Source organism: Variovorax sp. 160MFSha2.1 (assembly GCF_048305075.1).
Taxonomy (GTDB): domain Bacteria; phylum Pseudomonadota; class Gammaproteobacteria; order Burkholderiales; family Burkholderiaceae_C; genus Variovorax; species Variovorax guangxiensis.
On the sequence record NZ_CP157624.1, the window covers coordinates 5,661,757 to 5,686,296 of the forward strand.

The 24,540-nt window shown below is 67.7% G+C and carries 23 protein-coding genes and 1 tRNA gene; 18 read left to right on the plus strand and 6 right to left on the minus strand.

Annotated features, from left to right (window positions below; translation table 11 throughout):
• Positions 1-25: 25 nt before the first annotated feature.
• Both ABL838_RS26025 and mutM read right to left on the minus strand, forming a co-directional pair.
• On the minus strand, positions 26-1,987 hold the full coding sequence (locus ABL838_RS26025; RefSeq protein ID WP_126025058.1) for a dynamin family protein: 1,962 nt from the start codon (positions 1,985-1,987) through the stop codon (positions 26-28).
• Positions 1,988-2,089: 102 nt separating this feature from the next.
• On the minus strand, positions 2,090-2,902 hold the full coding sequence (gene mutM, locus ABL838_RS26030; RefSeq protein WP_418122605.1) for a bifunctional DNA-formamidopyrimidine glycosylase/DNA-(apurinic or apyrimidinic site) lyase: 813 nt from the start codon (positions 2,900-2,902) through the stop codon (positions 2,090-2,092).
• 82 nt (positions 2,903-2,984) lie between these two features.
• Between mutM and ABL838_RS26035 the strand changes: the two genes are divergently transcribed.
• The 8 genes from ABL838_RS26035 to ABL838_RS26070 all read left to right on the plus strand — a co-directional run bounded on the left by ABL838_RS26035 (position 2,985) and on the right by ABL838_RS26070 (position 9,518).
• The gene (locus ABL838_RS26035) at positions 2,985-4,847 is read left to right on the plus strand and encodes a tetratricopeptide repeat protein (RefSeq protein WP_369660911.1); all 1,863 of its coding nucleotides are present in this window, start codon (positions 2,985-2,987) and stop codon (positions 4,845-4,847) included.
• 1 nt (position 4,848) lies between these two features.
• Positions 4,849-5,376 carry a lipoprotein insertase outer membrane protein LolB gene (locus ABL838_RS26040; protein ID WP_418122606.1) on the plus strand — a complete coding sequence of 176 codons (528 nt, stop codon included), beginning with the start codon at positions 4,849-4,851 and terminating at the stop codon, positions 5,374-5,376.
• Positions 5,373-6,254 (plus strand): 4-(cytidine 5'-diphospho)-2-C-methyl-D-erythritol kinase, encoded by an 882-nt coding sequence (gene ispE, locus ABL838_RS26045; protein ID WP_418122607.1) that lies wholly within the window; start codon positions 5,373-5,375, stop codon positions 6,252-6,254. The genes ABL838_RS26040 and ispE overlap by 4 nt, the downstream gene beginning before the upstream one ends.
• 70 nt (positions 6,255-6,324) lie before the next feature.
• Positions 6,325-6,401: transfer RNA gene (locus tag ABL838_RS26050), tRNA-Gln, on the plus strand.
• A 138-nt stretch (positions 6,402-6,539) separates the two neighbouring features.
• Complete coding sequence (locus tag ABL838_RS26055) at positions 6,540-7,514, plus strand: ribose-phosphate pyrophosphokinase (protein ID WP_019656422.1); 975 nt, start codon at positions 6,540-6,542, stop codon at positions 7,512-7,514.
• Between the two features lie 84 nt (positions 7,515-7,598).
• Positions 7,599-8,276 (plus strand): 50S ribosomal protein L25/general stress protein Ctc, encoded by a 678-nt coding sequence (locus ABL838_RS26060; protein ID WP_126025063.1) that lies wholly within the window; start codon positions 7,599-7,601, stop codon positions 8,274-8,276.
• 87 nt (positions 8,277-8,363) lie between these two features.
• Positions 8,364-8,996 (plus strand): aminoacyl-tRNA hydrolase, encoded by a 633-nt coding sequence (gene pth, locus ABL838_RS26065; RefSeq protein ID WP_184640656.1) that lies wholly within the window; start codon positions 8,364-8,366, stop codon positions 8,994-8,996.
• Positions 8,997-9,032: 36 nt separating this feature from the next.
• Positions 9,033-9,518, plus strand: a complete 486-nt coding sequence (locus ABL838_RS26070; RefSeq protein WP_418122609.1) for a hypothetical protein — start codon at positions 9,033-9,035, stop codon at positions 9,516-9,518.
• Here ABL838_RS26070 and ABL838_RS26075 read toward each other — a convergent pair.
• Positions 9,515-9,796, minus strand: a complete 282-nt coding sequence (locus ABL838_RS26075) for a YfhL family 4Fe-4S dicluster ferredoxin (RefSeq protein ID WP_126025066.1) — start codon at positions 9,794-9,796, stop codon at positions 9,515-9,517. The two genes, ABL838_RS26070 and ABL838_RS26075, sit on opposite strands and share 4 nt — an antisense overlap.
• A gap of 104 nt (positions 9,797-9,900) precedes the next feature.
• On the opposite strand from ABL838_RS26075, the gene ABL838_RS26080 reads away from it, so the two are divergent.
• From ABL838_RS26080 to ABL838_RS26110, 7 genes are all read left to right on the plus strand, one after another.
• Entirely contained in the window at positions 9,901-10,851 is a 951-nt protein-coding gene (locus ABL838_RS26080; protein ID WP_184640660.1) for an ABC transporter permease, read from the plus strand.
• The gene (locus ABL838_RS26085) at positions 10,848-11,723 is read left to right on the plus strand and encodes an ABC transporter permease (protein ID WP_418122610.1); all 876 of its coding nucleotides are present in this window, start codon (positions 10,848-10,850) and stop codon (positions 11,721-11,723) included. The genes ABL838_RS26080 and ABL838_RS26085 overlap by 4 nt, the downstream gene beginning before the upstream one ends.
• Before the next feature lie 5 nt (positions 11,724-11,728).
• Positions 11,729-12,718, plus strand: coding sequence for an ABC transporter ATP-binding protein (locus ABL838_RS26090; RefSeq protein ID WP_418122611.1), 990 nt, complete (start codon positions 11,729-11,731; stop codon positions 12,716-12,718).
• Positions 12,715-13,548 (plus strand): ATP-binding cassette domain-containing protein, encoded by an 834-nt coding sequence (locus tag ABL838_RS26095; protein ID WP_418122613.1) that lies wholly within the window; start codon positions 12,715-12,717, stop codon positions 13,546-13,548. Before ABL838_RS26090 ends, ABL838_RS26095 begins: the two co-directional genes overlap by 4 nt.
• Positions 13,549-13,657: 109 nt before the next feature.
• The gene (locus ABL838_RS26100) at positions 13,658-15,151 is read left to right on the plus strand and encodes an ABC transporter substrate-binding protein (protein WP_418122615.1); all 1,494 of its coding nucleotides are present in this window, start codon (positions 13,658-13,660) and stop codon (positions 15,149-15,151) included.
• A 236-nt stretch (positions 15,152-15,387) separates the two neighbouring features.
• Positions 15,388-16,875 (plus strand): ABC transporter substrate-binding protein, encoded by a 1,488-nt coding sequence (locus tag ABL838_RS26105; protein WP_418122616.1) that lies wholly within the window; start codon positions 15,388-15,390, stop codon positions 16,873-16,875.
• A 167-nt stretch (positions 16,876-17,042) separates the two neighbouring features.
• Positions 17,043-18,455, plus strand: a complete 1,413-nt coding sequence (locus tag ABL838_RS26110; protein WP_418122618.1) for an amidase — start codon at positions 17,043-17,045, stop codon at positions 18,453-18,455.
• Between the two features lie 9 nt (positions 18,456-18,464).
• Here the strand turns inward: ABL838_RS26110 and ABL838_RS26115 are convergent, their stop codons facing one another.
• Complete coding sequence (locus tag ABL838_RS26115; RefSeq protein WP_126025530.1) at positions 18,465-19,094, minus strand: YitT family protein; 630 nt, start codon at positions 19,092-19,094, stop codon at positions 18,465-18,467.
• A 44-nt stretch (positions 19,095-19,138) separates the two neighbouring features.
• Entirely contained in the window at positions 19,139-19,999 is an 861-nt protein-coding gene (locus ABL838_RS26120) for a LysR family transcriptional regulator (protein ID WP_418122619.1), read from the minus strand.
• A 112-nt stretch (positions 20,000-20,111) separates the two neighbouring features.
• On the opposite strand from ABL838_RS26120, the gene ABL838_RS26125 reads away from it, so the two are divergent.
• The 3 genes from ABL838_RS26125 to ABL838_RS26135 all read left to right on the plus strand — a co-directional run bounded on the left by ABL838_RS26125 (position 20,112) and on the right by ABL838_RS26135 (position 23,816).
• Complete coding sequence (locus ABL838_RS26125; RefSeq protein ID WP_126025532.1) at positions 20,112-20,510, plus strand: tautomerase family protein; 399 nt, start codon at positions 20,112-20,114, stop codon at positions 20,508-20,510.
• 193 nt (positions 20,511-20,703) lie between these two features.
• Positions 20,704-22,074: a tetratricopeptide repeat protein gene (locus tag ABL838_RS26130; RefSeq protein ID WP_418122620.1), complete on the plus strand. Its 1,371-nt coding sequence runs from the start codon at positions 20,704-20,706 to the stop codon at positions 22,072-22,074.
• A gap of 146 nt (positions 22,075-22,220) precedes the next feature.
• Positions 22,221-23,816: an N-acyl-D-amino-acid deacylase family protein gene (locus ABL838_RS26135; RefSeq protein WP_418122621.1), complete on the plus strand. Its 1,596-nt coding sequence runs from the start codon at positions 22,221-22,223 to the stop codon at positions 23,814-23,816.
• A 10-nt stretch (positions 23,817-23,826) separates the two neighbouring features.
• On the opposite strand, the gene ABL838_RS26140 is transcribed toward ABL838_RS26135, so the two are convergent.
• Positions 23,827-24,525: a histidine phosphatase family protein gene (locus ABL838_RS26140; protein ID WP_126025535.1), complete on the minus strand. Its 699-nt coding sequence runs from the start codon at positions 24,523-24,525 to the stop codon at positions 23,827-23,829.
• Positions 24,526-24,540 lie beyond the last annotated feature (15 nt).

Sequence of the window (24,540 nt, forward strand, 5' to 3'; positions counted from 1 at the left end):
GGTCGCCGCCGTGGAGGCGGTTTTCTCAGGCCGCACGCAGCTCGCCGATGGTGGCCGCGGGCTGCGGCTTTCCGTGCTGCGCGATCAGCGAAGTGAACTCGCGCAGCTGCACATGGAGTTCGGTGAGGTTGCTCTCCTGCGCGGCCAGCTCGACCAGCCGCTCGTCGAGGCTGCCCGCCGCGCTCTGGATGCGCTCGATCGCCTCGATGCGCTTGCTGAAGTTGCGGCGGCGCTCCTTGAGCTGCGCATCGATCTGCGCGCTCGCGCCCTTGCTCCAGCGCTCGACCTCGGTCATGGCCGCCTCGTTCACCAGCCGCAGCCGGCTGGCGAGCGCGCGCACCAGCTTGTCGCAGAAATCGGCCTGCGCGAGCTTCAGCAGGTTGCCCACGCCCAGGTAGTGGATGTGGCTGCGCTCGATCTGCGCGAGCTCCTGCTCGAAGCCGGTGAGGTCGGGCTCGGCCGGCGCCTGCAGGGTGAAGCCCTGCTCGGCGTTGAGCTGGCGGAAGGTGGCGTGCAGCATCGACTGGATCTCGGCCGTGGTCGCCTGCACCTCGCGCAGGTTGTTGCGCAGCGAGTCGAAGGTCTCGGCGTACACCTTGCGCACGTTGAACTTGACGCCGGGGCGCTTGAGCGCGGCCGACAGCTTCACCATGTCGGCCTTCAGCGCGGTGCGCCCGAGCACGGCATACACCTCGCGCAGCAGCTTGCCCTGCACCGATCGCAGCGCCAGGATGCGCGTGTTGCTGCCCTCGAACTCGGCATGTTCCTGGTCGATGCGCGCGCGCATGTGGCGGATCACCGAAACGTTCTTGCCGCGCAGGCCCTGCAGTTCGAGCGCCTGCTCCGCCAGGTCGCGCTGGCGCACCTTCAGGATGCGCTCGGCCTCGGCGCGCAGCGCGGTCATGCCCGCATCGACCGCGAGCCGCAGCATGGTTTCGCGCTTGCCCAGAACGCCTTCGGCCAGCAGCGTTTCGAGCGCCGGCAGGCGGCTGGCCTGCAGCAGCTGGCCGTCGTGCTGGATCTTGGCCTGCAGGCCCTTCTGCGCCGACACGGGCAGCACCTGCGCCAGCGGCACCTCGAGCAATCGGGCCGCGCCTTCGCGCTGGCGCTCGATCTGCTGCTCGATCTGCGCGGGCGTGCTGAGCGTGTCCCACATGGTGTCGATCTTGTTGAGCACCACGAAGCGCGTGTCGTTGCTTTCGTCCTCGGTGATCAGGTGCTCGCGCCAGATGGAAAGATCGGAGCGGGTCACGCCGGTTTCGGCGCCGAGGATGAAGACCACCGCGTGCGCCTGCGGGATCAGGCTCACTGTCAGTTCGGGTTCGGCGCCGATCGCGTTCAGGCCCGGCGTGTCCAGAATTACCAGCCCCTGCTCCAGCAGCGGATGCGGCATGTTCAGCACCGCATGGCGCCAGCGCGGAATCTCGACGCGGCCTTCGGCGTCCTGCACCGGGTTGTCGTCGGGCGTCTCGTCGTTCCAGAAGCCCAGCGTGCGGGCTTCGTCCTTGCTTACCCAGCGCACCTCGGCCACCTTGCCCATGGCCTGCGCCAGGTGCTCGGCGTTGCCCACGTCGATGGCGATCTCGGTCCAGCGCGTGGGCTTGTCGCGCCAGTGGGCCAGCGAATGGGGCTCCAGCCGGGTCTCGATGGGCAGCAGCCGCAGCTTGGGCGCGATCGCGGCGTCGTAGCCCAGCTCGGTCGGGCACATCGTGGTGCGGCCTGCGCTGGCGGGCATGATGCGCCGCCCGTAGCCGGCGAAGAAGATGGCGTTGATCAGCTCCGACTTGCCGCGCGAGAACTCGGCGACGAAGGCGACCATGACCTTGCTGGTGCGGATCTGCGTTTCCAGCCCGCGCAGGCGCTCCGCCACCGCCTGGTCGAGCAGCTCGTTCTCGGTCAGCCAGCGGGACAGCCACTGCAGCCGGTGGGCGAAGTTGCTCCGCCACGCACCGTGCTGATCGAGTTGTTGATTGAAGGAGCGGCTCAAGGGGAATGTGTAAGAAACAATTTACAAATATACATCGGCGGGCGGGGCACCACCGTTTCTAGATTGTTTCTATTTTTCTGTTTCCATCGCGCGAGCCCGCGCCTACTTCTGGCAATTGGGGCAGTAATAGGTGGAGCGCTGCCCCTGGCGCAACAGCCGGATCGGCGTTGCGCAAACCCGACAGGGCTCGCCCGCCCGGCCGTAGACGGTCGCTTCGAGCTGGAAATAGCCGTTCTGCCCGTCGATGTTGGAGAAATCACGCAGCGTGCTGCCGCCCTTCTCCACCGCCCGCGCCAGGATCTCGCGCACCGCCGCATGCAGCCTGGCCGCCCGTGGCCGGCTGATGCGCGCCGCCGACAGCGTCGGCCGGATGCCCGCCTGGAACAGCGCCTCCGACGCGTAGATGTTGCCCACGCCCACCACCACGTCGCCCGCCAGCAGCACCTGCTTGACCGCCGTCTTGCGCTTCTTGAGGCCGGCGTGGAAGGCGTCGAGGTCGAATCCTTCGTCCAGCGGCTCCATGCCAAGGCCGCCCAGCAGTTTGATCGCCCACGGGGCGGACTCGTCTTCCACGTAAACAACTGCGCCGAAGCGGCGCGGATCGTTGAGCCTGAGCGTGCCGAGGTTGGTAACAAGATCGAAGTGATCGTGCGGTCCGGGCGGCGGCAGCGCGGCATCGAAGCGCAGGCTGCCCGACATGCCCAGGTGCAGCAGCAGGATGCCGCGATCAAGATCGATCAGCAGGTACTTGCCGCGCCGGCGCACCTCGCGCACCTGCCGGCCGACCAGCGCCTCGGGCAGCACCATCAGCGCCCATCGCAGCGGCTTGCCGATGCGCACCGCCTCGATGCGCCCGCCTGCGATGCGGTCAGCGAACCCACGGCGGGTGACTTCGACTTCGGGTAGCTCGGGCATGAAAGGTAAATCTTCGGCAAACGCCCGCGGCGGCGAAGCCCCACGGCGATGCTCGTACAAAAGGCTGGATTATTATGGTTGCATGAACCTTTCGCCCCGCCGACACCGCCTTGCGGCGGCCGCGTCTCTCGCCTTGATGGCTTGCGCCGTCAATGCGCAATCTTCCGATCCCGCAGCCCCTTTCAGCCCCACACCTGTCATCGAACGGCCGGCGCAGACGAGGCCCATAGTCAGGCCGCGACCGGCCGCAGCCAAGGAAGCAGCCGAACCCGCGCCGCTGCAGTCCGCGCTGACGGCCGACCTGTTCTACGAGATCCTGATGGGCGAAATGACCGCCCGTTCCGGCGACCCCGGCTCCGGCTATGCGCTCGTGCTCGATGCGGCCCGCCGGCTGCGCGACGGCAAGCTGTTCCAGCGCGCGGTCGAGATCGCGCTGCAGTCGCGCTCCGGCGACGCGGCGCTCGCCGCGGCACGTGCCTGGCAGGAAACCCTGCCGAATTCGCGCGACGCGCGCCGCATCGAGTTGCAGATCCTGATCGCGCTGAACCGCATCAGCGAAACCGTCGAGCCGCTGCGCGCCGAGGTGGCGGCCACCTCGCAGATCGAGCGCCCGCTGCTGATGGCCGTGATCGCGCGCAACTACTCGCGCGCATCGGACAAGAAGCTGGCCGCCTCGGTGGTCGAGCAGGCGCTGGTCGACGAGCTGAAGAGCCCCACCACCGGCGGGCTTGCCTGGGCCACGGTCGGCCGGCTGCGCCTGAACGCGGGCGATGCCTCGGGCGCGCTGGAAGCCGCGCGCAAGGGCCAGGAGATCGACCCGGCCTCCGAAGCCCCCGCCGCGCTGGCGCTCGAGATGATCGACCCGGGCCAGCCGCTGGCCGAGCCGATCGTCACGCGCTTCCTGAACAGCAACCCGAAGGCCTCGGCCGAGCTGCGCGTGGCCTACGCCCGCGTGCTGGTCGAGAACCGCCGCTACAGCGACGCCTCCGCGCAGCTGCAGACGCTGACCACCTCGCGCCCCGAACTCGCCGAGCCCTGGCTGCTGCTGGGCAGCCTGCAGATGCAGGCGCGGCAGGACGCCGCGGCCGAAGCCTCGATCAAGCGCTTCATCGAGCTGTCGGGCAATCCGAAGAGCGGCGCCGGCAACAAGGATGCCGACGACGCCACCGACCGCAAGCGCGGCATCTCGCAGGCCTACTTCGCGCTGTCGCAGCTGGCCGAGCGGCGCAAGGACTATGCGGCCGCCGAACGCTGGCTCTCGCGCATCGACGGCGCCGACGAGCTGGTGGCCGCGCAGACCCGCCGCGCGACGCTGCTGGCGCGCCAGGGCAAGCTGCCGCAGGCACGCGAGATCATCCGGGGCCTGCCCGAGCGCACAGCCGACGACAAGAAGCAGAAGTTCCTCGCCGAAGTGCAGCTGCTGCGCGACGCGAAGCAGTACCAGGCGGCCTACGACATGCTCGCCCAGGCTTCGGCGGCATCGCCGGACGACGGCGACCTCGTCTACGACCAGGCCATGGTCGCCGAGAAGCTCAACCGTCTCGACGACATGGAGCGCCTGCTGCGCCGCCTCATCGAGCTCAAGCCCGAGAACCAGAACGCATACAACGCGCTGGGCTACTCGCTGGCCGATCGCAAGATCAGGCTCGAGGAGGCACGCACGCTGATCCAGAAGGCGGTGCAGCTGGCGCCGGAAGACCCGTTCATCGCCGACAGCCTGGGCTGGGTCGAATTCCGGCTCGGCAACACGGCGGAGGCCATCCGCATCCTCGAGGCGGCCTACAAGACGCGGCCCGACCCCGAGATCGGCGCGCACTTCGGCGAAGTCCTGTGGACCTCCGGCCAGAAGGACCGCGCGGTCACGATCTGGAAGGAAGCCCTGCTGAGCGACGCCGAGAACGAAACGCTGCAGGAAACGCTCAAGCGCCTGCGAGTGAAGCCCTGACATGGCGCAGGCAGAGGCATTCGCGCCGGTGCAGGGCGGCCGTCGCGCTTTTCTCGCGGCCGGCGGTGCAGCAGCCTTGCTGGCGACCGGTTGCGCGCAGCTGTCCGGCGGTTCGTCGGCACCGAAGCCGACGGACAGCTGGAGCGGACGCATGTCGCTGCGCATCGAGAGCGAGCCGGTGCAGACCTTCGCGGCACTGTTCGAACTTCGCGGCTCGGCCGAGGCGGGCGACCTGACGCTCACGACACCCATCGGCAGCACCCTGGCCCAGTTGCATTGGGCGCCGGGCGAAGCGCTGCTGAAGGACGGCAACCGGACACGCCGGTTCGACTCGGTCGATGAGCTCATCGAGGCGGCTACCGGCGCGGCCATTCCGGTCGGAGCTCTTTTCGGCTGGCTGGCGGGCCGCAACGAACCCGTGCTCGGCTGGAAGCCCGATCTCGCGCAGCTCGGCAGCGGACGGCTGCAGGCGGTGCGCGAGTCGCCGAGTCCGAGGGCCGATCTGCGCATCGTGTTCGAGCAGCCATGAAGGCGATCTACGACCTCCCCGCGCCGGCCAAGCTCAATCTCTTTCTCCACATCACCGGCAGGCGCGACGACGGGTATCACCTGCTGCAGTCGGTGTTCATGCTGATCGACTGGTGTGACACGCTGCACGTCGAACTGCGGCGCGATGGCCAGCTCAGCCGGGAGGATCTGACGACGGAACTGCCGGCGGACGACCTGATCCTGCGTGCCGCGCGTGCGCTGCAGCCCTTCGCCGCGCCAGGCCAGGGTGCGCACATCGGCGTCGCCAAGCATGTGCCGGCGCAGGCGGGGATGGGTGGTGGCTCGTCGGATGCCGCCACCTGCCTGCTCGCGCTGAACCGCCTGTGGGGCCTGAACCTGCCGTTGTCGCGGCTGGCCCACATTGGCCTGAAGCTGGGCGCCGACGTGCCTTTCTTCCTCGGCGGGCTCAACGCGTGGGTGGAAGGCATCGGGGAGGAAATCACACCGGTTACACTCCCTTCCGCGCGCTTCGTGGTGGTCAAACCACCCGAAGGACTCGATACCCGATTAATTTTTTCGGATTCGAACCTTCAACGTGCCACGCCTGTTGCTATAATCTCAGGCTTTGCTGCAGACAGCGAATCGTCGGAAGCGACAAACTTGGGAAACCGGGTTTTCGAGTTCGGCCACAACGACCTGCAGCCGGTTGCCCAGCGACTTTGTCCCGCGGTCACCGACGCCATCGAATGGCTCGGTACCCAAGGATTGAAGGCCCGGATGACCGGCTCCGGAAGCTCGGTGTTCGCGAAGCTGCCGCAATCGCCGCAGGAAGCGGAACTGCTCGAGGCCCCCGAAGGCTGGCAGGTTCGTCAATGCAGCAATCTGGAAGTTCATCCGCTCTGGGGATGGGCAACCTGAAGATAATCGGATCGTTCGTTCGGTTCGATGCGACATATATCGGTTGATGGCGAAAGCCGTGGACCCGTGTAGGGGAGTCGCCAAGCTGGTTAAGGCACTGGATTTTGATTCCAGCATGCAAAGGTTCGAATCCTTTCTCCCCTGCCAAATCTTCACGACTGCGGCCCGAGGGCCGCAGTCTTCATTTGCAGCCCACCCGCTGCAATAATCGGCGGCTCACCGGCCGCCATGCATACGAACCTTTTGGCGGCTTCCTAAGCCCACTTGCACTGCCGGGACGCGCTCATGCAGGCTAATCACCCTGATTTCATGGTTTTCACCGGCAATGCCAATCCGGGCCTTGCCGCAGAAATCGCGCACAACCTCGGCACCTCGCTGGGCGCTGCCCGCGTGGGCCGCTTCTCCGACGGCGAAGTCACTGTCGAGATCAACCAGAACGTCCGCGCACGCGACGTGTTCGTGGTGCAGTCGACCTGCGCTCCGACGAACGAAAACCTGATGGAACTGCTGATCATGGTCGACGCGCTCAAGCGCGCTTCGGCCGAACGTATCAGCGCCGTGATCCCCTACTTCGGCTATGCCCGCCAGGACCGCCGCCCGCGCTCGAGCCGCGTGCCGATCTCGGCGAAGGTCGTCGCCAACCTGCTGGAAACCGTCGGCGTCGAGCGCGTGCTCACCATGGACCTGCACGCAGACCAGATCCAGGGCTTCTTCGACATCCCCGTCGACAACATCTACGCCTCGCCGGTGCTGCTGGGCGACCTGCGCGCCAAGAACTACGAAGACCTGATCGTGGTCTCGCCGGACGTCGGCGGCGTGGTTCGCGCCCGCGCGCTGGCCAAGCAGTTGAACTGCGACCTCGCCATCATCGACAAGCGCCGCCCGAAGGCCAACGTCAGCGAAGTCATGAACGTGATCGGCGAGATCGACGGCCGCAACTGCGTGATCATGGACGACATGATCGACACCGCCGGCACGCTGGTCAAAGCGGCGGAGGTGCTCAAGGAGCGCGGCGCCAAGAGCGTGTACGCCTACTGCACGCACCCGATCTTCTCGGGCCCGGCCATCGAGCGCATCACCAAGGGCTCGGCCCTCGACGAAGTGGTCGTGACCAACACCATCCCCCTCTCCGACGGCGCCAATGCCTGCGGAAAGATCCGCCAGCTCTCCGTGGCACCGCTGATCGCCGAAACGATCCAGCGCATTGCCAAGGGCGAGTCGGTGATGAGTTTGTTCTCGGATCAGGACAACCTGTTCTGACCTGGGCAAAGAGCGGGCTTCACCCCTGAAGCCTTTTTGAACCGGAGTCGCACTGGTCGCGGTGGACTCTTACAGGAGCTAGTTATGAAATTCGTCGCTTTTGAGCGCGCAAAGCAGGGCACGGGTGCGAGCCGCCGTCTCCGCATCACGGGCAAGACCCCCGGCATCGTCTACGGCGGTGGCGCCGAGCCCCAACTGATCGAGCTCGATCACAACGCACTGTGGCACGCCCTGAAGAAGGAAGCCTTCCACTCCAGCGTTCTCGAGATGGAACTGGGCGGCAACGTCAGCAAGGTTCTGCTGCGTGACGTGCAATACCACCCCTTCCGCCAGCTGGTGCAGCACATCGACTTCCAGCGCGTGGACGCCAAGACCCGCATGACCCTGAAGGTGCCCGTGCACTTCAAGGGCGAGGAAGAGTCCGACGCCGTCAAGCTCGACCACAACCTGGTCAACCACGTCACGACCGAACTGGAAGTGAACTGCCTGCCGACCGACCTGCCCGAGTTCATCGAAGTCGACCTGTCGGGCCTGAAGAAGAACGGCACCGTCACGCTGAAGGACATCAAGCTGCCCCGCGGCGTGAAGTGGGTCAGCCACGGCAAGGCCAACCCGGTGCTGGCTTCGGCCGTGACCCCGGCTGCCGAAGAAGAAGCTCCCGCCGAAGGCGCAGCAGCTGCCGACGCAGCAGCCGCTCCGGCAGGCAAGGGTGGTAAGGCCGCGGCCAAGACGCCCGCTGCCAAGGCACCTGCCAAGAAGTAATCCGCTTCTTCGCACTCGTTGCTTCCCGATGAAGGCCCGCCTCGTGCGGGCCTTTTTGCTTTTACGGCGACCGGATAATCCACGACCATGATCAAGCTGTTTGTCGGCCTCGGAAACCCGGGCCCCGAGTACGAAGCCACGCGGCACAACGCCGGCTTCTGGTGGATCGACGCCCTCGCGCGTGAATGGAAGCTCAACCTCGTGCCCGAGCGCAGCTACCACGGCCTCGCCGCGCGCACGAGCATCGGCGGCCAGAGCATCTGGCTGCTGGAGCCGCAGACCTTCATGAACCTGTCGGGCAAATCGGTGGCCGCCTTGGCGCGCTTCTTCAAGATCGCGCCGGAAGAAATCCTCGTGGTGCACGACGAGCTTGACGTGGTCCCTGGCCAGGTCAAGCTCAAGTTCGGCGGCAGCCATGCCGGCCACAACGGACTGCGCGACATCCACGCGCAACTGGGCACCGGCGACTACTGGCGGCTGCGCCTGGGCATAGGCCACCCCGGCGTGAAGTCGGAGGTCGTCAACTGGGTGCTCAAGAAGCCACTCAAGGAACAGCGCGAAGCGATCGAGGACGCCATCACCCGCACGCTGCACGCGATTCCCGCGCTGGTGGCAGGCGAGATGGAAAAGGCGACCCTGGTCATTCACACGAGCAAACCGCCCCGGCCCAAGCCGCCGCGGAGGGAGCCCGGCGAAGGGGGCACGCCTGCCGCCACCTAGCCGGCCATTGAAGTGCAGGAGGGAGAGAAATAAAAAATGAGCGAAAAAAAAGAGAAGAACGGAAAGACGGTTTCGAAAACCGCAATCGCTATCTTTTCAATAGCAATCGGCATCTGCTCCGCAGGCGCTGCCGCCCAAGGGGCGAACACCTGGCGCTGCGGCAACACATATTCCGACCAGCCCTGTGAAGGCGGCAGGACGGTGAAGGTGGACGACCGCCGCAGCGACGAAGACCGCCGCGCCGCCGATGCCGGCACCCGCAGCGCCCAGACCCAGGCCGACCGCATGGAGCGCAACCGCCTGTCGCTGGAAAAGGCCGCTCATGACCGCGACCAGCGCGCCGCGCGGGAGGCAAGAAGCGCGGCCCTGGCGGAAAGGCGGCTCGCCATGGCCGAGCAGAGGGAGCGCGACCGCGCTCGCAAGGAAGCCAATGCGCCCCGCAAATCGAGCCTGAGCTTCAGCAGCAGCCCAGGCGCTGACGCACCGGAGCGCAAGAAAAAGAAACGGAAATCGGCCGATTAAGCGCCGGACGAAGCTGCCGCTGCAGTCACCTTGATCGCCGTGAGACGCTGGTATTTCTGCATCAGCGTCTCGCGGCTTTCCACATGCTCGGGGTTCACGGGAATACAGGCCACGGGGCAGATCTGCACGCACTGCGGCTCATCGAAATGGCCCACGCACTCGGTGCACTTGTGCGGATCGATCTCGTAGAACGCCTCGCCCATGTAGATCGCGTCGTTCGGGCACTCGGGCTCGCAGACATCGCAATTGATGCATTCGTCGGTGATCATGAGGGCCATGGCCCCGATTATCGCGGCTCGGGCCGGGCCGGCAGCCGGTGAATGACAAAGGCCACATTCGCGGCACATTTGTTGCGGGAGTCAGTTATGCTGCGCCCCGCCCCATGAGTCTGTTCCTAGTCAAGCGCCTCGCCACGCTGATCGGCACCCTGATCGGCGCCTCGGTCATCGTCTTCCTCGTGCTCGAGATCCTGCCCGGCAACGCCGCGCAGATGCTCATGGGCCCCGACGCCTCCCCCGAGGCCGTGGCCGCCCTGGCCACCAAGCTCGGCCTCGATCAGCCCGCGTGGACGCGCTACTGGCACTGGATCGGCGGCCTGCTCACCGGCAGCCTCGGCGACAGCTACGCCTACAGCTCGCCCGTGCTCGATCTCATCCTCGAACGCCTCGCGCTCACCGTGCCCCTGGCCGTGCTCGCCATGGCGCTCACCGTCGTGATCGCCCTGCTCGTGGGCGTGACCGCCGCGGCCCGCCACAACAAGCTCGGCGACGTCGGCCTCATGGGCATGGCCCAGGTCGGCATCGCCATTCCGAACTTCTGGTTCGCCATCCTGCTGATCCTGGTGTTCTCGGTGCAGCTGCAGTGGTTCTCCGCTGGCGGCTTCGAGGGATGGGGCGAAGGTATCTTTGCCGGCATCAAGTCGCTGCTGCTGCCTGCCCTTTCGCTGGCTGTGGTCCAGGCGGCGATCCTCGCGCGCATCACGCGCTCGGCAGTGCTGGAAGTGATGCGCGAAGACTTCGTTCGCACCGCACGCGCCAAGGGCGTGTCGCAGCGCATGGTGCTTTGGACTCATGTGCTGCGCAACGCGATGATCCCCGTCATCACGGTCATGGGCATGCAGTTCTCGGAGCTCTTGGCCGGCACCATCGTGGTGGAGAACGTGTTCTATCTTCCCGGCCTGGGGCGGCTGATCTTCCAGGCCATCAGCAACCGCGACCTGATCGTGGTGCGCAACTGCGTGATGCTGCTGGCGGCCATGGTGGTCATCGTGAACTTCGTGGTCGACGTGCTCTATGCCGTCATCGACCCGCGCATCAAGGCCAGCGACATATGAGCACAGCAGCAGTTCCCAACGCCGCCGCGCTCAAGGTGCCGGGCTTCTGGCGCCGCGCATTGCATCACCGCAGCTTCGTCATCGGCGGCGCGCTCACGCTGCTCCTGCTGCTGGCCGCGGCCGTCTCGCTGGTGTGGACGCCATGGTCGCCCTACGAGATGGACATGGCCAGCAAGCTGAAGCCGCCGACGGGTTCGCACTGGCTGGGCACCGACACCTACGGACGCGACGTGGCCTCGTTGCTGCTCGTGGGCGCGCGCGCGTCCATCCTCGTGGGCGTGATCGCGGTCGGCATCGGCCTCGTGGTCGGCACCGCGCTGGGCCTGCTCGCGGCAGCGAAGCGCGGCTGGGTGGAAGAAGCCATCATGCGGCTCACCGACTTCTCGCTGGCTTTCCCCGCGATCCTCTCGGCCATCATGATGACGGCCGTGTTCGGCGCGGGCATCGTCAACGCGATCATCGCGATCGGCATCTACAACATCCCGACCTTCGCGCGCATCACGCGCGCATCGGCCAACGCCATCTGGTCGCGCGAATACGTGGCCGCCGCACGCGCCTGCGGCAAGGGCAGCTTCGCGATCACCATGCAGCACGTGCTGCCGAACATCTCGGCGGTGCTGATCGTGCAGATCACCATCCGCTTCGCCATTGCGATCCTGGCCGAGGCCGCCCTCTCCTATCTCGGACTCGGCACGCAGCCGCCGCAGCCTTCTTGGGGCCGCATGCTCAGCGAAGCGCAGACGATGATGTTCCAGGCGCCTCTGCTCGCGGTGTTCCCCGGCATGGCCATCGCCTTCGCGGTGCTGGGCCTGAACCTGCTCGGCGACGGTCTGCGCGACCTGCTCGATCCGCGCCTGGCGAGAGCAAGGTAAGCAAGATGCCCCTGCTCGAAGTCAAGGACCTCCACATCGGCCTGCAGACGCAACGCGGCCCCGCGGAGGCGGTGCGCGGCATCGGTTTCTCGCTGGAACGCGGCGAAACCCTGGGCATCGTCGGCGAATCGGGCTGCGGCAAGTCGATCACGGTGATGTCGCTCATGGGCCTGCTGCCCTCCACCGCGAAGGTCGGCGGCAGCATCCGCTTCGACGGCACCGAGCTCGTCGGGTTGCCCGAGAAGCGGATGTGCGAGATCCGCGGCAACCGCATCGGCATGATCTTCCAGGAGCCGATGACGGCGCTGAACCCGGTACACACCATCGCGCGCCAGGTCGGCGAGCCGCTGCGGCTGCATCGCGGGCTCTCGAAGGCCGACGCGCGCAAGGAGGTGCTCGCGCTGCTGGAGCGCGTGGGCATTCCGGATGCGGCTTCGCGCCTCGACGCGTATCCGCACCAGTTCTCCGGCGGCCAGCGGCAGCGCATCGGTATCGCCATGGCGCTCGCGTGCGGGCCCGACCTGTTGATCGCCGACGAGCCCACCACCGCGCTCGACGTGACCATCCAGAAGCAGATCCTCGAGTTGATCAAGAGCCTCGTGGCCGAGCGCGGCATGGCGCTGATCCTGATCTCGCACGACCTCGGCGTGATCGCGCAGACGGTCTCGAAGATGCTCGTGATGTATGGCGGCAGCGTGGTCGAGAGCGGGCCGACCGAAGCCGTGTTCGCCCGGCGCGCCCACCCGTACACGCAAGGCCTGTTCGCCGCGCGCCCCGTCATCGGCGCGCCGCGCGGCGTGCGGCTGGCCACCATCAAGGGCAGCGTGCCCGAGCTGGTCGACCTGCCCAAGGGCTGCCCCTTCGCGGGACGGTGCAGCTACACCGTCGACGCCTGCATGACCACGCGGCCGCCGGCCACGATGCTGCCGCAGGACCATGCGGTGCGCTGCATCCGCCTCGAAGAGATCGCCGCTGAAGGAGCCATCGCACCATGAGCGCGACCGCCGCCGCTTCTTCGCCGCTGCTGCGGGTCACCGACCTCGTCCGCCACTACGCGCTGCCGCGCGAGAAGCTCTTCGGCCCGCCGCCGACCGTGAAGGCGCTCAACGGCGTGAGCTTCGAAGTGCAGGCCGGCCAAAGCGTGGGCATCGTCGGCGAATCGGGCTCGGGCAAGTCGACCATCGCGCGTCTGGTGATGGCACTCGACACTCCGACCTCGGGCACCGTCTCGCTCGAAGGCCGCAATCTGCACGCGCTCTCCAAGGAAGAGCTGCGCGTGGCGCGCCGCGACTTCCAGATGGTGTTCCAGGACCCGTACGGCTCGCTCGATCCGCGCCAGACGGTCGCGCGCATCGTCGCCGAGCCGCTCGAAGCGCTCGCGGCCACCACTCGCGCCGAGCAGCGCGAACGCGCCGCCGAAACACTCGCCGCCGTGGGCCTGCGCGCCACCGACCTCGACAAGTACCCGCACGAGTTCTCGGGTGGGCAGCGCCAGCGCATCGCCATCGCACGCGCCCTCATCACGCGCCCCAAGCTCATCGTGGCCGACGAACCCGTGAGCGCGCTCGACGTGTCGGTGCAGGCGCAGGTGCTCAACCTCATGCAGGACCTTCAGCAGCAGTTCGGCATCAGCTACCTGCTCATCAGCCATGACCTCGCGGTGGTCAACCACCTCTGCGACAACGTGTGCGTGGTCTTCAAGGGCCGCATCGTGGAGCAGGGAGCGCCTGCCGAACTCTTCCAGCACGCGCAGCACGAATACACGCGCACGCTGCTCGACGCCGTGCCGCGCACGCCTGCCGGCGGCACGCTGCTGCCCGGCTGACATCGAAGCGTCGTCCCGCCTCCCTAGGATGAGTGGGTCATAAGCATCTGGTTGCGCACGCGCGCGCCGTCGCGGATGATGCCTGCCCCTGTTTCGAGGACACCGCTCCATGCTCAAACGACGCACCCTGCTCGCCACCGGCGCCGCAGCCCTGACCCCGCTGACACTGCCGACCCTCGCGCTGGCACAGAAAAAGAAGGATGCGCTGGTCATCGGCCTCACGCTGGAGCCCACGGGGTTGGACCCCACGGCCAAGGCCGGCGCGGAGATTGCAGAAGTGGTGCTCTACACCGTCTTTGAAACCCTCACCAAGATCAACTCCGACGGCAGCGTCACGTCGCTCCTGGCCGAGAGCTGGGAAGTCTCGCCCGACCTGAAGACGCTCACCTTCAAGCTGCGGCGCGGCGTGAGGTTCCAGAACGGCGAGCCCTTCAACGCGCAGAGCGTGAAGTTCTCGTTCGACCGCGCGGCCGCCGCCAACAGCACCAACAAGGACAAGCGCACCTTCACCAACATCGCGACGCAGGTAGTCGACGATCACACGGTGGTGCTGATCACCAAGGAGATCGAGCCCGACCTGCTGTTCCTCCTCGGGCAGGCCTCGGCCATCATCGTCGAGCCCAAGACAGCGGAGACCAACGCCACCAGGCCTGTCGGCACCGGCCCCTACAGGCTCGACAACTGGGCCAAGGGTTCGAGCATCGTGCTCGCCAAGTGGGACGGCTGGCGCGGCGCCGACACGGTGCAGATCCGCAAGGCCAGCTTCCGCTTCATCTCCGAACCGGCCGCGCAGACCACGGCGCTGCTCTCGGGCGACGTCGACCTGTTCCCGCATGCCTCGGTGTCGCGCAGCCTGCCGCAGTTCCAGAACGACAAGCGCTTCCAGGTGGTGTTCAACGCATCGCGCGGCAAGACCATCCTCGCCATCAACAACAGGCGCAAGCCGCTGGACGACGTGCGCGTTCGCCGCGCCATCTCGGCGGCCATCGACCGCAAGGCGGTGATCGAAGCCGCGGCCGACGGCCGGGGCGTGCCCATCGGCAGCCACTACGTGCCGGGCGCGCCGGGCTACGTCGACACCACGGGCATCAACGACTACGACGTGGAGAAGGCGAAGAAGCTGCTGGCCGAGGCCGGCGTGAAGACACCGCTCGAACTCGAACTGGTGCTGCCTCCACCGCCCTACGCGCGCCAGGGCGGCGAACTCATCGCCGCGCAGCTCGCCAAGGTGGGGATCGTCGCGAAGATCCAGAACGTCGAATGGGCGCAGTGGATCAGCGGCACCTACGGCAACAAGAACTACGACCTCTCGCTGATCCTGCACGTCGAGCCCTTCGACCTCGTCAACTACACCAAGCCCGACTACTACTGGGGCTACCAGTCGGCGAAGTTCAACGAGGTCTTCGAGAAGGCCCGCAATGCGGCGCGCCCCGCCGACCGCCAGCGCTACCTGGGCGACGCCCAGCGGCTGCTGGCGGAGGACGCGGCCAACGTGTTCCTGTACCAGCCGCAGTTCATCACCGTGGCAGCGCGCAACCTGCGCGGGCTGTGGAAGGACACGCCGATCTTCGTGAACGACATCGCGGCACTGTCCTGGGCCTGAGTCACCGGGTCCGAGCCCGGCCGGGGCCCCCGCATACGGGAACGTCCCGAGGAAAAACCGGCCCGAGGGCCGCGCACCGGCGTGCCCTCTGCATCAAAATGACCGCTCGCGCAGGTGGCATCCTTCGTGCTGCTTGCCGTGTCTTTCGCGGCGCCGCGCCTCCCTTCGGGGCACGGCGTGCGCCGCAGCAGTCATCCGCCCTTCGAACCTGGCATGTTTTTCCGGAGATCACACGTATGTTGAACCGTCGCACCCTCCTTACCACCGCCGGCGCCACCGTGGCGCTGGCCAGCCCGCTCGCCGGCATGGCGCAGGGCAGGAAGGACGCCATCGTGATCGGCATGGCGCTCGAGCCGCCGGGGCTCGACCCGACCACGGGCGCGGCGGCCGCCATCGCCGAAGTGGTGCAGTACAACATCCTGGAGACGCTCACCAAGATCAACTCCGACGGCAGCGTCACCCCGCTGCTGGCCGAGAGCTGGGAGATCTCCCCCGACCTCAAGACCTACACCTTCAAGCTGAAGCGCGGCGTGAAGTACCAGAACGGCGAGCCCTTCAACGCGGCGGCCGTCAAGTTCTCGTTCGACCGCGCCGGCAGCGAGAAGAGCACCAACAAGGACAAGCGCACCTTCGCCAACCTGAGCACGCAGGTGGTCGACGACTACACGGTGGTCATCATCAACAAGGAGATCGACCCCGACCTGCCCTTCGTGCTGGGCCAGGCCACGGCAGTGATCGTCGAGCCCAAGAGCGCCGAGGGCAACGCCACCAAGCCGGTGGGCACCGGCCCCTACAAGCTCGACAACTGGGCCAAGGGGTCGTCGATCACGCTGAGCAAGTGGGAAGGCTTTCGCAGCCCCGCCACCGCGAAGATCAACAAGGTCACTTTCCGCTTCATCTCCGACACGGCCGCGCAGGCCGCGGCCATGCTCTCGGGCGACATCGACGTGTTCCCGCGCATCGGCACGCGCGTGGTGCAGCAGTTCAAGATGAATCCGCAGTTCCAGGTGATCCTGGCCGGTTCTCGCGCCAAGACCATCCTGTCGATCAACAACAGGAAGAAGCCGCTGGACGACGTGCGCGTGCGCCGCGCCATCCTCGCGGCCATAGACCGCAAGGCCGTCATCGAGGGCGCTGCCGACGGCTTCGGCGTGCCTATCGGCAGCCACTACGTGCCGGGCGCGGCGGGCTATGTCGACACCACCGGCATCAACCCCTTCGACGTCGAGAAGGCCAAGAAGCTGCTGGCCGAGGCCGGCGTGAAGACGCCGCTCGAGCTGAAGATGACGCTGCCCCCGCCGCCCTACGCACGCCAGGGCGGCGAGGTGATCGTGGCGCAGCTGGCCAAGATCGGCATCGTGGTGAAGGTTCAGAACGTCGAGTGGGCGCAGTGGCTCAGCGGCACCTACGGCAACAAGGACTACGACCTGTCGATCGTGTCGCATGTGGAGCCCTTCGACCTGGGCAACTACGCCAAGGCCGACTACTACTGGGGCTACCAGTCGAAGGCCTTCGACGCGCTGTTCGACAAGATCAAGACCACCGCCAACGCCACCGAGCGCAACAAGCTGCTGGGCGACGCGCAGAAGATGCTGGCCACCGACGCGGCCAACGGCTTCCTGTACCAGCCGCAGTTCCCGACGGTCGCGAAGAAGAGCGTGAAGGGCATCTGGAAAGAGAACCCCATCTTCGTGAACGATCTCTCCGCGCTCTCGTGGGGGTGATGAGGCTCGCCCCCAGGCTTCGCGCGCTTCGTGTCGCTTCGCCAACCCCCTACCGGGGGCAACACCAGTGGCCCGGCAAAGCCGGTTCCACGGTGTTCCCCGAAGGGGCCGTGGGCGTCTCGTGCGCTGTGAATCATGATGAATGCGGAGCTTGAGTGAGTGACGCAATGTCCGATGTCGCCTTGCTGAGCAGTCTTTCCGCGCAGGAGCTTGCCGCCGCCTACCGCGACCGCAAGCTCTCGCCGGTCGAGGTCACGCAGGCCGTGATCGCGCAGGTGGAGCGCTGGGAGCCCCACCTGCAGGCCACCTGGCTCTTCAGGCCCGAGGCTGCGCTCGAACAGGCGCGGGCCTCGGAGGCGCGCTGGCTGCGCGGCGACGCGCGCGGGCCGCTGGATGGCGTGCCGGCCACCATCAAGGAAAACATCGCGACGCGCGGCGACCCGATGCCCGCAGGCACCGCCGCCGTCGACCTGAAGCCCGCGGCTGCGGATGCACCGCCTGCCGCGCGCCTGAAGGAAGCCGGCGCGGTGATCGTGAGCAAGACCACGATGCCGGACTACGGCATGTTGTCTTCGGGGCTGTCGAGCTTCCACACGCTGGCGCGCAATCCGTGGGACCTGAGCCTGACACCGGGCGGCTCCAGCGCGGGTGCCGCAGCTGCCACAGCGGCGGGCTACGGCCCCCTGCACCTGGGCACAGACATCGGCGGCTCGCTGCGCCTGCCCGCGAGCTGGTGCGGCATCTTCACGCTCAAGCCCAGCCTGGGGCGCGTTCCCATCGACCCGCCCTACATGGGCCGCGCCGCAGGGCCGATGACCCGCGCCGTGGGCGACGCCGCGCTGCTGATGCAGGTGCTGTCCAAACCCGACGCACGCGACAGCATGAGCTTGCCGCCGCAGGACATGGCCTGGGCGAGCTTCGACGTTGCGCCCGACCATCTGCGCGGCCTGCGCTTCGGGCTGCTGCTCGATGCGGGCTGCGGCCTGGCGGTGGAGCCCGAGATTCAGGCGGCGGTCGAGCAGGCGGCGCGCCTGCTGGAGAAGGCCGGCGCCGTCATCGAGCCGATGCGACCCTTCATGTCGCAGGCCATGCTCGACGGCATGGACCACTTCTGGCGCATGCGCTCGCTGGTGGACATGAAGAGCCTGCGCGCCGACCAGCGCTCGAAGGTGCTGCCCTACATCCGCGAATGGGCCGAGAGCGCGGCGGAGTTCAGCGGCGAGCATGTGTTCCGCGGCTTCAGCCAGTTCCATGCGACGCGGGTGGCCGCCGTGAGCGCCTGCGCGCGCTTCGACTACGTGATCTCGCCCGTGTCGCCCAACATGCCGGCGGCGGCCGAGGCGCCCTCGCCCACCAACGACCCGCTGCGGCCGCTGGAGCACATCGGGTTCACCGTGCCGTTCAACATGTCGGAGCAGCCTGCGGCCTCGGTGAACTGCGGGTACTCGGCTGCGGGCCTGCCGATCGGGCTGCAGATCGCCGGCCAGCGCTTCGATGATCTCGGCGTACTGCGCGTGTCGCGCGCCTTCGAGCAGATCCGCGAACCGCAGCGCCCCTGGCCCTCGCCGCCCGGCCGCTAGCGAGGCACCTCAGGTCGCGGCATAGCGCCCGGGCTTGTGGTTGATCCAGAGGAAGAGTCCCATCACCACCGCGGCCAGCACCGACCAACCCACCCGCTGCGGCGGGATCACGAACAGCGCCAGCAGCACTACGGTGCAGTCGATGCCGATCTGCACCTTGCCGGCGGGCCAGCCGCGCTTTTCCTGCAGGTAGAGCGTGAGCACCGTCGCGCCGCCCAGGCTGGCGCGATGGCGGGCGAGGAACAGGCAGCCGGTGCCCAGCATCAGGCCGCCGAGCACGGCCGCGAAGGCCGGGTGCAGCGAACCGATCGACAGGTAGCGCGGCGCCAGGTCGGTCATCACCGAGAGCAGCGCGATGGCCGAGAAGGTCTTGAGCGTGAACGCCCGGCCCATGTGGTGCCAGGCGAACCAGTAGAACGGCAGGTTGACCAGGAAGAACAGCTTGCCGAAGCTCGCGCCGGTGGCGTAATGCAGCAGGAACGCGATGCCGGCCGTGCCGCCGGTGAGCAGGCCTGCCTGGCCGAACAGCATCATCGCGATGGCGACGAAGAGCGTGCCCGAGAAGATGGCCTGCGCGTCGTCGAAGCGGGTGTGGCGCAGCAGGCTGGGCGAGGAGGTCGTGGGAGGTGGCGCATCCATGGCCGGGGCTGACGCAAATCCCGCGCCACCCCTGGCGAGATCCGTCACATCAGGTGAGTGGCCAGCATCTCCCTCGCCCGGGTCACGAACGCGGTCTCGCCCTTGCGCCCCGCCAGGAACTGGAAGGCAACGCGCGGCAGCGCCGGCAGGCCGTGAGGCGGCGCCAGCCGTGTCACGCCGTCGCTGATCGATGACTCGTTGAGGCAGGCAACGCCCAGGCCCGCCGCCAGCGCCGACTGCAGCCCCGCCACGCCCGACGCGACGTGCGCCAGCGCATACGGTATGCGCCGGCGCCGCAGCAGCGAAACGGTGAACTGGTGCAGCGAGCAGGTGTCCGGCAGGGCCAGCAGCCGCAGCGGCTCCCCGCGCACGAGCCGCATGCCCTCCGCGCCGAGCCACACCAGCGACTCGCGCCGCAGCACCGAGCCCCGGGCCTCGGGCGCGGAAGCTCCGGCGATGTTCATCGCGATGGCCACGTCGAAATCGCCTTGGGCATAGGCCGAACGCAGCGCGTCGCTCTTCAGGATGGTGACGTGCAGCCGCACCTGCGGATAGCTCTCGCCGAGCCGCCCCAGCAGCCGCGTCAGGTCGCCCGGGCGGAAGTAGTCGGTGACCGCGAGACGCAGCTCCCCCTGCAACGTCTCGCCGTGCAGGTCGCGGAATGCCTCGTCGCTCAGCGCGAGGATGCGCCGCGCATAGCCCAGCAGCCGCACCCCCGCCTCGGTGGGCGCGACGCCAGCCTTGCTGCGCGTGAGCAGCGACTGCCCTGCCCGCTCCTCCAGCTTGCGGATCTGCTCGCTCACCGACGACTGCGAGAGAAAAACACGCGGCGCGGCCGCCGTGAGGCTGCCCGCGTCGACGACGGCGGCCAGCGTGCGCAGTTGCTCCAGGTCGAACCCTTGCATGGTCAATCCATCCGTTTATCCGATGGAATGCATCATATATTCCCGCTTTTCCGATGACCAGCAGGCTCCCACAATCACCCCATCGACAACCCATTCATCCAAGGAGCCAGCCATGCCCCACATCGTCGTCCACCTCTCCGGCCAACCCGACGCCGACCTCACCCGCAAGACCGTCGACGCCGTCGCCGAGCTCACGCAGAGCGTGCTCGGCAAGCAGCTGCCGGTCATCGCCGTCACCGTGCAGTACATCGCCGCCGACGCCTGGTTCATCGGCGGGCAGTCGCTCGCCTCGCTGGGCAAGTCGGCCTTCCACCTCGACATCAGCATCACCGACGAGACCAACACCAAGGCCGAGAAGGCGCGCTACCTGCGCGAGGTGCATGCGGCCATGGCGAAGATCAGGCCGGACCTGCACGAGGTGTCGTACATCCATGTGATCGACGCGCGCGGCGCAGCCTACGGCTATGGCGGCAAGACGCAGGAGTACCGGCACCAGCAGGCCGGGGTATAGGTTCACCCCCAGGCTGCGCGCACTTCGTGTCGCTGCGCCAACCCCCTTCCGGGGGCAACACCTGCGGCCCGGCAAAGCCGGTTCCGCGGTGTTCCTGGCCTTGGCAGTTGCAATCCGGCGTTGCGCGCCCGGCAATGGCACGGCAGAAAAACTATGCGACGCTGAAGCATTCCTGCCGTGGCACCATGCCGCCATGCCTTCCGCAAATCCCCTCGCCGACAGCCTCGGCAACCCGCTCACCCTCGACGATGCCGCAAGCCTGCCGCTGGTCGACGACTTCGTCATGGGCTTCATCTCCAGCGAGGCGCGCGCGGTCAACCTGCTAGCTGCCGCCGGCAACGACGCGAGCCCCGTCGTCCAGGCCTACTGCGCCACGCTGCACCTGTTCGCCGAATCGCGGGAAGCCGTGGCCAATGCACGGCCGTTCCTCGCGAAGGCTCGCGCCGGCGCCTCGCGCGCCACGCCGCGCGAGCAGCGCTACATCGCGGCCATCGAAGCCTGGGCCGAGGGCGACATCGCCCGCGCCATCGCGCTGCACGCCGAGCAGGCGCGCGAGCATCCGCGCGACCTGGTGTCGGTCAAGCTCGGCCAGTACCACTGCTTCAACACCGGCGACTGCCCCGGCATGCTGAAGCTCGCGCTGGCGGTGCTGCCGCACGCGGCAGACGTGCCCTACGTGCACGGCATGGCGGCCTTCGGCTACGAGCAATGCCATCTGATGCGCGAAGCCGAGGCAAGCGCGCGCTGCGCCATCGCGATGTGCCGCAAGGAGCCTTGGGCGCACCATGCGCTGGCGCACGTGATGCTCACCGAGGGCCGGCTTGCCGAGGGGCTGGCGTTCATGGAGAGCGTGAGCGACACCTGGATCGGCCTCAACTCGTTCATGGTCACGCACAACTGGTGGCACGTGGCGCTGTTCCTCATCGACCTCGGGCGCGATGCCGAGGCGCTCGCGGTGTACGACGAGCACGCCTGGGGTGTGGTGAAGGACTACTCGCAGGACCAGATCGGTGCGGTCTCGCTGCTCGCGCGGCTTGAGCTTGCCGGCATCGACGTGGGCAGGCGCTGGGACGACGTGGCCGACCACCTGCGGCAGCGGCAGGCCGACCACGTGCTGCCCTTTCTCGACCTGCAGTACCTCTACGGCCTGGCGCGCGCCGGCCGCCCCGAGGCGGGGGTTCTGTTGCGCAACATCTTGGCCTTCGCACCGGATGCGCCGGCGTCGACGCGCGCGGCATGGCAGCGCGTCTGCGTCCCCGCCGCGCACGGGCTGGTGGCCTACGCGCAGGGCAATCTTCCGGCAGCCATCGAAGGCCTGGGCACGGCGCTGCCGCGCATGATCGAGATCGGCGGCAGCCACGCGCAGCGCGACCTGTTCGAGCAGGTGTATCTCGATGCGCTGGTGCGCAGCGGCACGGCGTCTTCGCTGGGGGTTGCCCAGGGCATCCTGCAGCAGCAGCTCAACGGCCAGCCCGAGTCGCTGCGCCTGCGCAGGCAGGCGGCCGCGGTGTATGCCCGGCTCGGCCTCGGGCAGTTGACCGGTGGAACCGCGGCGCACGCCTGAGCAGGTCCGGCCCGAGCGTTGAGGCAGACCCAAACTCCATGCCTTCAGGTCATGGGGCATGGTGCAAAAGGAATTGGCGACAGCATGCGAGCGGCTCCTAGACTGGCCGCTCCCTCAGACACCACGCCCTCGCGGGCAGGCCTTCCATGCACAAGTCGCTCGTCACTCTGGCCGTTCTCTCGGCACTCGCGCCCTTCTCACCCGCTCTCCATGCCGCCGATGGCGCCCCGGTCGCCCTCGACCTGCTGCTGCGCGGCGGCACCGTGTACACGGGCGACTCCGACATGCCGGTGGTGGGCGACGTCGGCATCGCTGGCGACCGCATCGTGTTCGCGGGCAAGGCGGCGCCGGCGCAGTTCACGGCAAGGCGCGTCATCGACGCCACGGGCATGGTGGTGGCGCCGGGCTTCATCGACGCCCATACGCACGCGGATGCCGACCTGCACTCGAACGACCCGAAGAAGCGGCTGAACATCCCGTTCATCACGCAGGGCGTGACCACCGCGGTGATCGGCAACGACGGCTTCGGTGGCTTCGACATCGCGGCACAGGCGCAGAAGCTGCGCGCCGCGCCGGTGGGCACCAACGTTGCCATGTACGTGGGTTTCGGCCCGGTGCGCATGAGCGAACTGGGCGAGGCCAACCGGGCGCCCACGCCCGAACAGCTGGAGGCGATGAAGAAGCTCGTGAGCCAGGGCATGTGCGAGGGCGCGCTGGGCCTTTCCACCGGCCTCTTCTACACGCCGCAGAACTTCTCGAAGACCGAGGAGGTCATCGAGCTCGCGAAAGTGGCGGCACGGCACGGCGGCCTGTACGACAGCCACATCCGCGACGAGTCCATGTACAACATCGGCCTGAAGGGCTCCATCGACGAGGTGATCCGCATCGGCCACGAGGCGAAGCTGCCGGTGCACGTGGCGCACATCAAGGCGCTGGGCGTCGACGTGCAGGGCCAGAGCGGCGACATCATCGGGCGCATCGAGAAGGAGCGCGCGGGCGGGCTGGACATCACGGCCGACCACTATCCGTGGACCGCGTCGAGCACGCGTTTCTCGGCCGCGCTGCTGCCGCCCTGGGCCAACGAGGGCGGCCGTGCGGCGACGCTGCACCGCTTCGACGACGCCTCGCAGCAGGAGCGCCTGCGCAAGGACATGCGCGAGAACCTGCGGCTGCGCGGCGGCCCCGAGGCCATCCTGTTCTCGGCCGGCAGCACGAAGTACGTGGGCAAGACGCTGGCCGACGTGGCCAAGGCATCGAACGCCGATCCGGTGGACGCCGCCATCGCGGTGCTGCGCGACGGCGACCTGATGATCGCCTCGTTCAACCAGAGCGACGACGACGTGCGCGCCTTCATGAAGCGGCCGTGGGTCATGACCTCGTCGGACTCCTCGCTCGGCCATCCGCGCGCCTACGGCACCTTCGCGCGCAAGTACGACCAGTACGTGGTGAAGGAGCACACGATCTCGCTGGCGCAGTTCATCCGCAGCAGCTCGTCGCTTACGGCCGACACGCTGGGGCTGAAGCAGCGCGGCCATCTGCGCCCGGGCTACTACGCGGACGTGGTGGTGTTCGACCCCACCCGTTATGCGGCGAAGGCCACCTATACGCAGCCGACGCTGCTCTCCGAAGGGGTGAGCACTGTGCTGGTGAACGGCCAGCTCGCCGTCGACGGCGGCAAGCCCACGGGTGTGGGCGCGGGCCAGCCGCTGCTGCGCACGCCGAAGGCCGGCAGCTGCGTCTGAGCGTGCCCGCTCAGTCCTTGTTCTTCAGGTGCCGCGTCTGGTCGTAGGTCGGCTGCGGCGGCAGGTCGGCCAGGTGGCGCGTGTCGGCCCATTCGACGATCTCGATGTCGTCGGGCCGCTGCGGATCGGCGATGCGGATGCGGTTGAAGCCTGCGTTGGGAATGTCGCTGCGGCGCGGGCCGCTCAGGCTCAGGCCCCTGGCGGTGCGCCACACCATGTCGAGCACGCCGCCATGCGTGACGACGATCAGGTGCCGGCCCCGGTGCTCCGAGGCGATGCCGCCCAGCGCCGCGATGATGCGCGCGTGGAACTCGCGTGCCGTCTCGCCCTCGGGCATGGCGTGGTCTTCACGGAACTCCAGCCACTCTTCCCAGGCACGCGGATGCAGGCTCTGGATCTCGTCGGAGCGCATGCCCTCGACCACGCCGAAGAACTGCTCGCGCAGCGCCGCCGAGGTGACCACCGGCAGCGACAGCTGCTGCGCCCCGGGCGCGGCGGTCTGCTGCGCGCGCATGAGGTCGCTGCTGATGATGTGCCGCACCGCCGTCTCGCTGGCCAACCTCAGTCCGATGCGGCGGGCCTGCTCGTGGCCGATGTCGTTGAGCGGAACGTCGGCATGCCCCTGGAAGCGGAGTTCGCGGTTCCAGGCGGTCTCGCCGTGGCGGATCAGGATCAGGTCGGTGGTGGTTTCGGGCTTGGGCGTTGGCATTGCCGCCCATTTTCC

What these genes read in the sequence shown, in the direction of transcription:
- mutM (WP_418122605.1), bottom strand. Translation starts at nt 2,902, where the DNA reads ATGCCCGAGCTACCCGAAGTCGAAGTCACCCGCCGTGGGTTCGCTGAC.
- ABL838_RS26035 (WP_369660911.1), top strand. Translation starts at nt 2,985, where the DNA reads ATGAACCTTTCGCCCCGCCGACACCGCCTTGCGGCGGCCGCGTCTCTC.
- ABL838_RS26040 (WP_418122606.1), top strand. Translation starts at nt 4,849, where the DNA reads ATGGCGCAGGCAGAGGCATTCGCGCCGGTGCAGGGCGGCCGTCGCGCT.
- ispE (WP_418122607.1), top strand. Translation starts at nt 5,373, where the DNA reads ATGAAGGCGATCTACGACCTCCCCGCGCCGGCCAAGCTCAATCTCTTT.
- ABL838_RS26055 (WP_019656422.1), top strand. Translation starts at nt 6,540, where the DNA reads ATGCAGGCTAATCACCCTGATTTCATGGTTTTCACCGGCAATGCCAAT.
- ABL838_RS26060 (WP_126025063.1), top strand. Translation starts at nt 7,599, where the DNA reads ATGAAATTCGTCGCTTTTGAGCGCGCAAAGCAGGGCACGGGTGCGAGC.
- pth (WP_184640656.1), top strand. Translation starts at nt 8,364, where the DNA reads ATGATCAAGCTGTTTGTCGGCCTCGGAAACCCGGGCCCCGAGTACGAA.
- ABL838_RS26070 (WP_418122609.1), top strand. Translation starts at nt 9,033, where the DNA reads ATGAGCGAAAAAAAAGAGAAGAACGGAAAGACGGTTTCGAAAACCGCA.
- ABL838_RS26075 (WP_126025066.1), bottom strand. Translation starts at nt 9,796, where the DNA reads ATGGCCCTCATGATCACCGACGAATGCATCAATTGCGATGTCTGCGAG.
- ABL838_RS26080 (WP_184640660.1), top strand. Translation starts at nt 9,901, where the DNA reads ATGAGTCTGTTCCTAGTCAAGCGCCTCGCCACGCTGATCGGCACCCTG.
- ABL838_RS26085 (WP_418122610.1), top strand. Translation starts at nt 10,848, where the DNA reads ATGAGCACAGCAGCAGTTCCCAACGCCGCCGCGCTCAAGGTGCCGGGC.
- ABL838_RS26090 (WP_418122611.1), top strand. Translation starts at nt 11,729, where the DNA reads ATGCCCCTGCTCGAAGTCAAGGACCTCCACATCGGCCTGCAGACGCAA.
- ABL838_RS26095 (WP_418122613.1), top strand. Translation starts at nt 12,715, where the DNA reads ATGAGCGCGACCGCCGCCGCTTCTTCGCCGCTGCTGCGGGTCACCGAC.
- ABL838_RS26100 (WP_418122615.1), top strand. Translation starts at nt 13,658, where the DNA reads ATGCTCAAACGACGCACCCTGCTCGCCACCGGCGCCGCAGCCCTGACC.
- ABL838_RS26105 (WP_418122616.1), top strand. Translation starts at nt 15,388, where the DNA reads ATGTTGAACCGTCGCACCCTCCTTACCACCGCCGGCGCCACCGTGGCG.
- ABL838_RS26110 (WP_418122618.1), top strand. Translation starts at nt 17,043, where the DNA reads ATGTCCGATGTCGCCTTGCTGAGCAGTCTTTCCGCGCAGGAGCTTGCC.
- ABL838_RS26115 (WP_126025530.1), bottom strand. Translation starts at nt 19,094, where the DNA reads ATGGATGCGCCACCTCCCACGACCTCCTCGCCCAGCCTGCTGCGCCAC.
- ABL838_RS26120 (WP_418122619.1), bottom strand. Translation starts at nt 19,999, where the DNA reads ATGCAAGGGTTCGACCTGGAGCAACTGCGCACGCTGGCCGCCGTCGTC.
- ABL838_RS26125 (WP_126025532.1), top strand. Translation starts at nt 20,112, where the DNA reads ATGCCCCACATCGTCGTCCACCTCTCCGGCCAACCCGACGCCGACCTC.
- ABL838_RS26130 (WP_418122620.1), top strand. Translation starts at nt 20,704, where the DNA reads ATGCCTTCCGCAAATCCCCTCGCCGACAGCCTCGGCAACCCGCTCACC.
- ABL838_RS26135 (WP_418122621.1), top strand. Translation starts at nt 22,221, where the DNA reads ATGCACAAGTCGCTCGTCACTCTGGCCGTTCTCTCGGCACTCGCGCCC.
- ABL838_RS26140 (WP_126025535.1), bottom strand. Translation starts at nt 24,525, where the DNA reads ATGCCAACGCCCAAGCCCGAAACCACCACCGACCTGATCCTGATCCGC.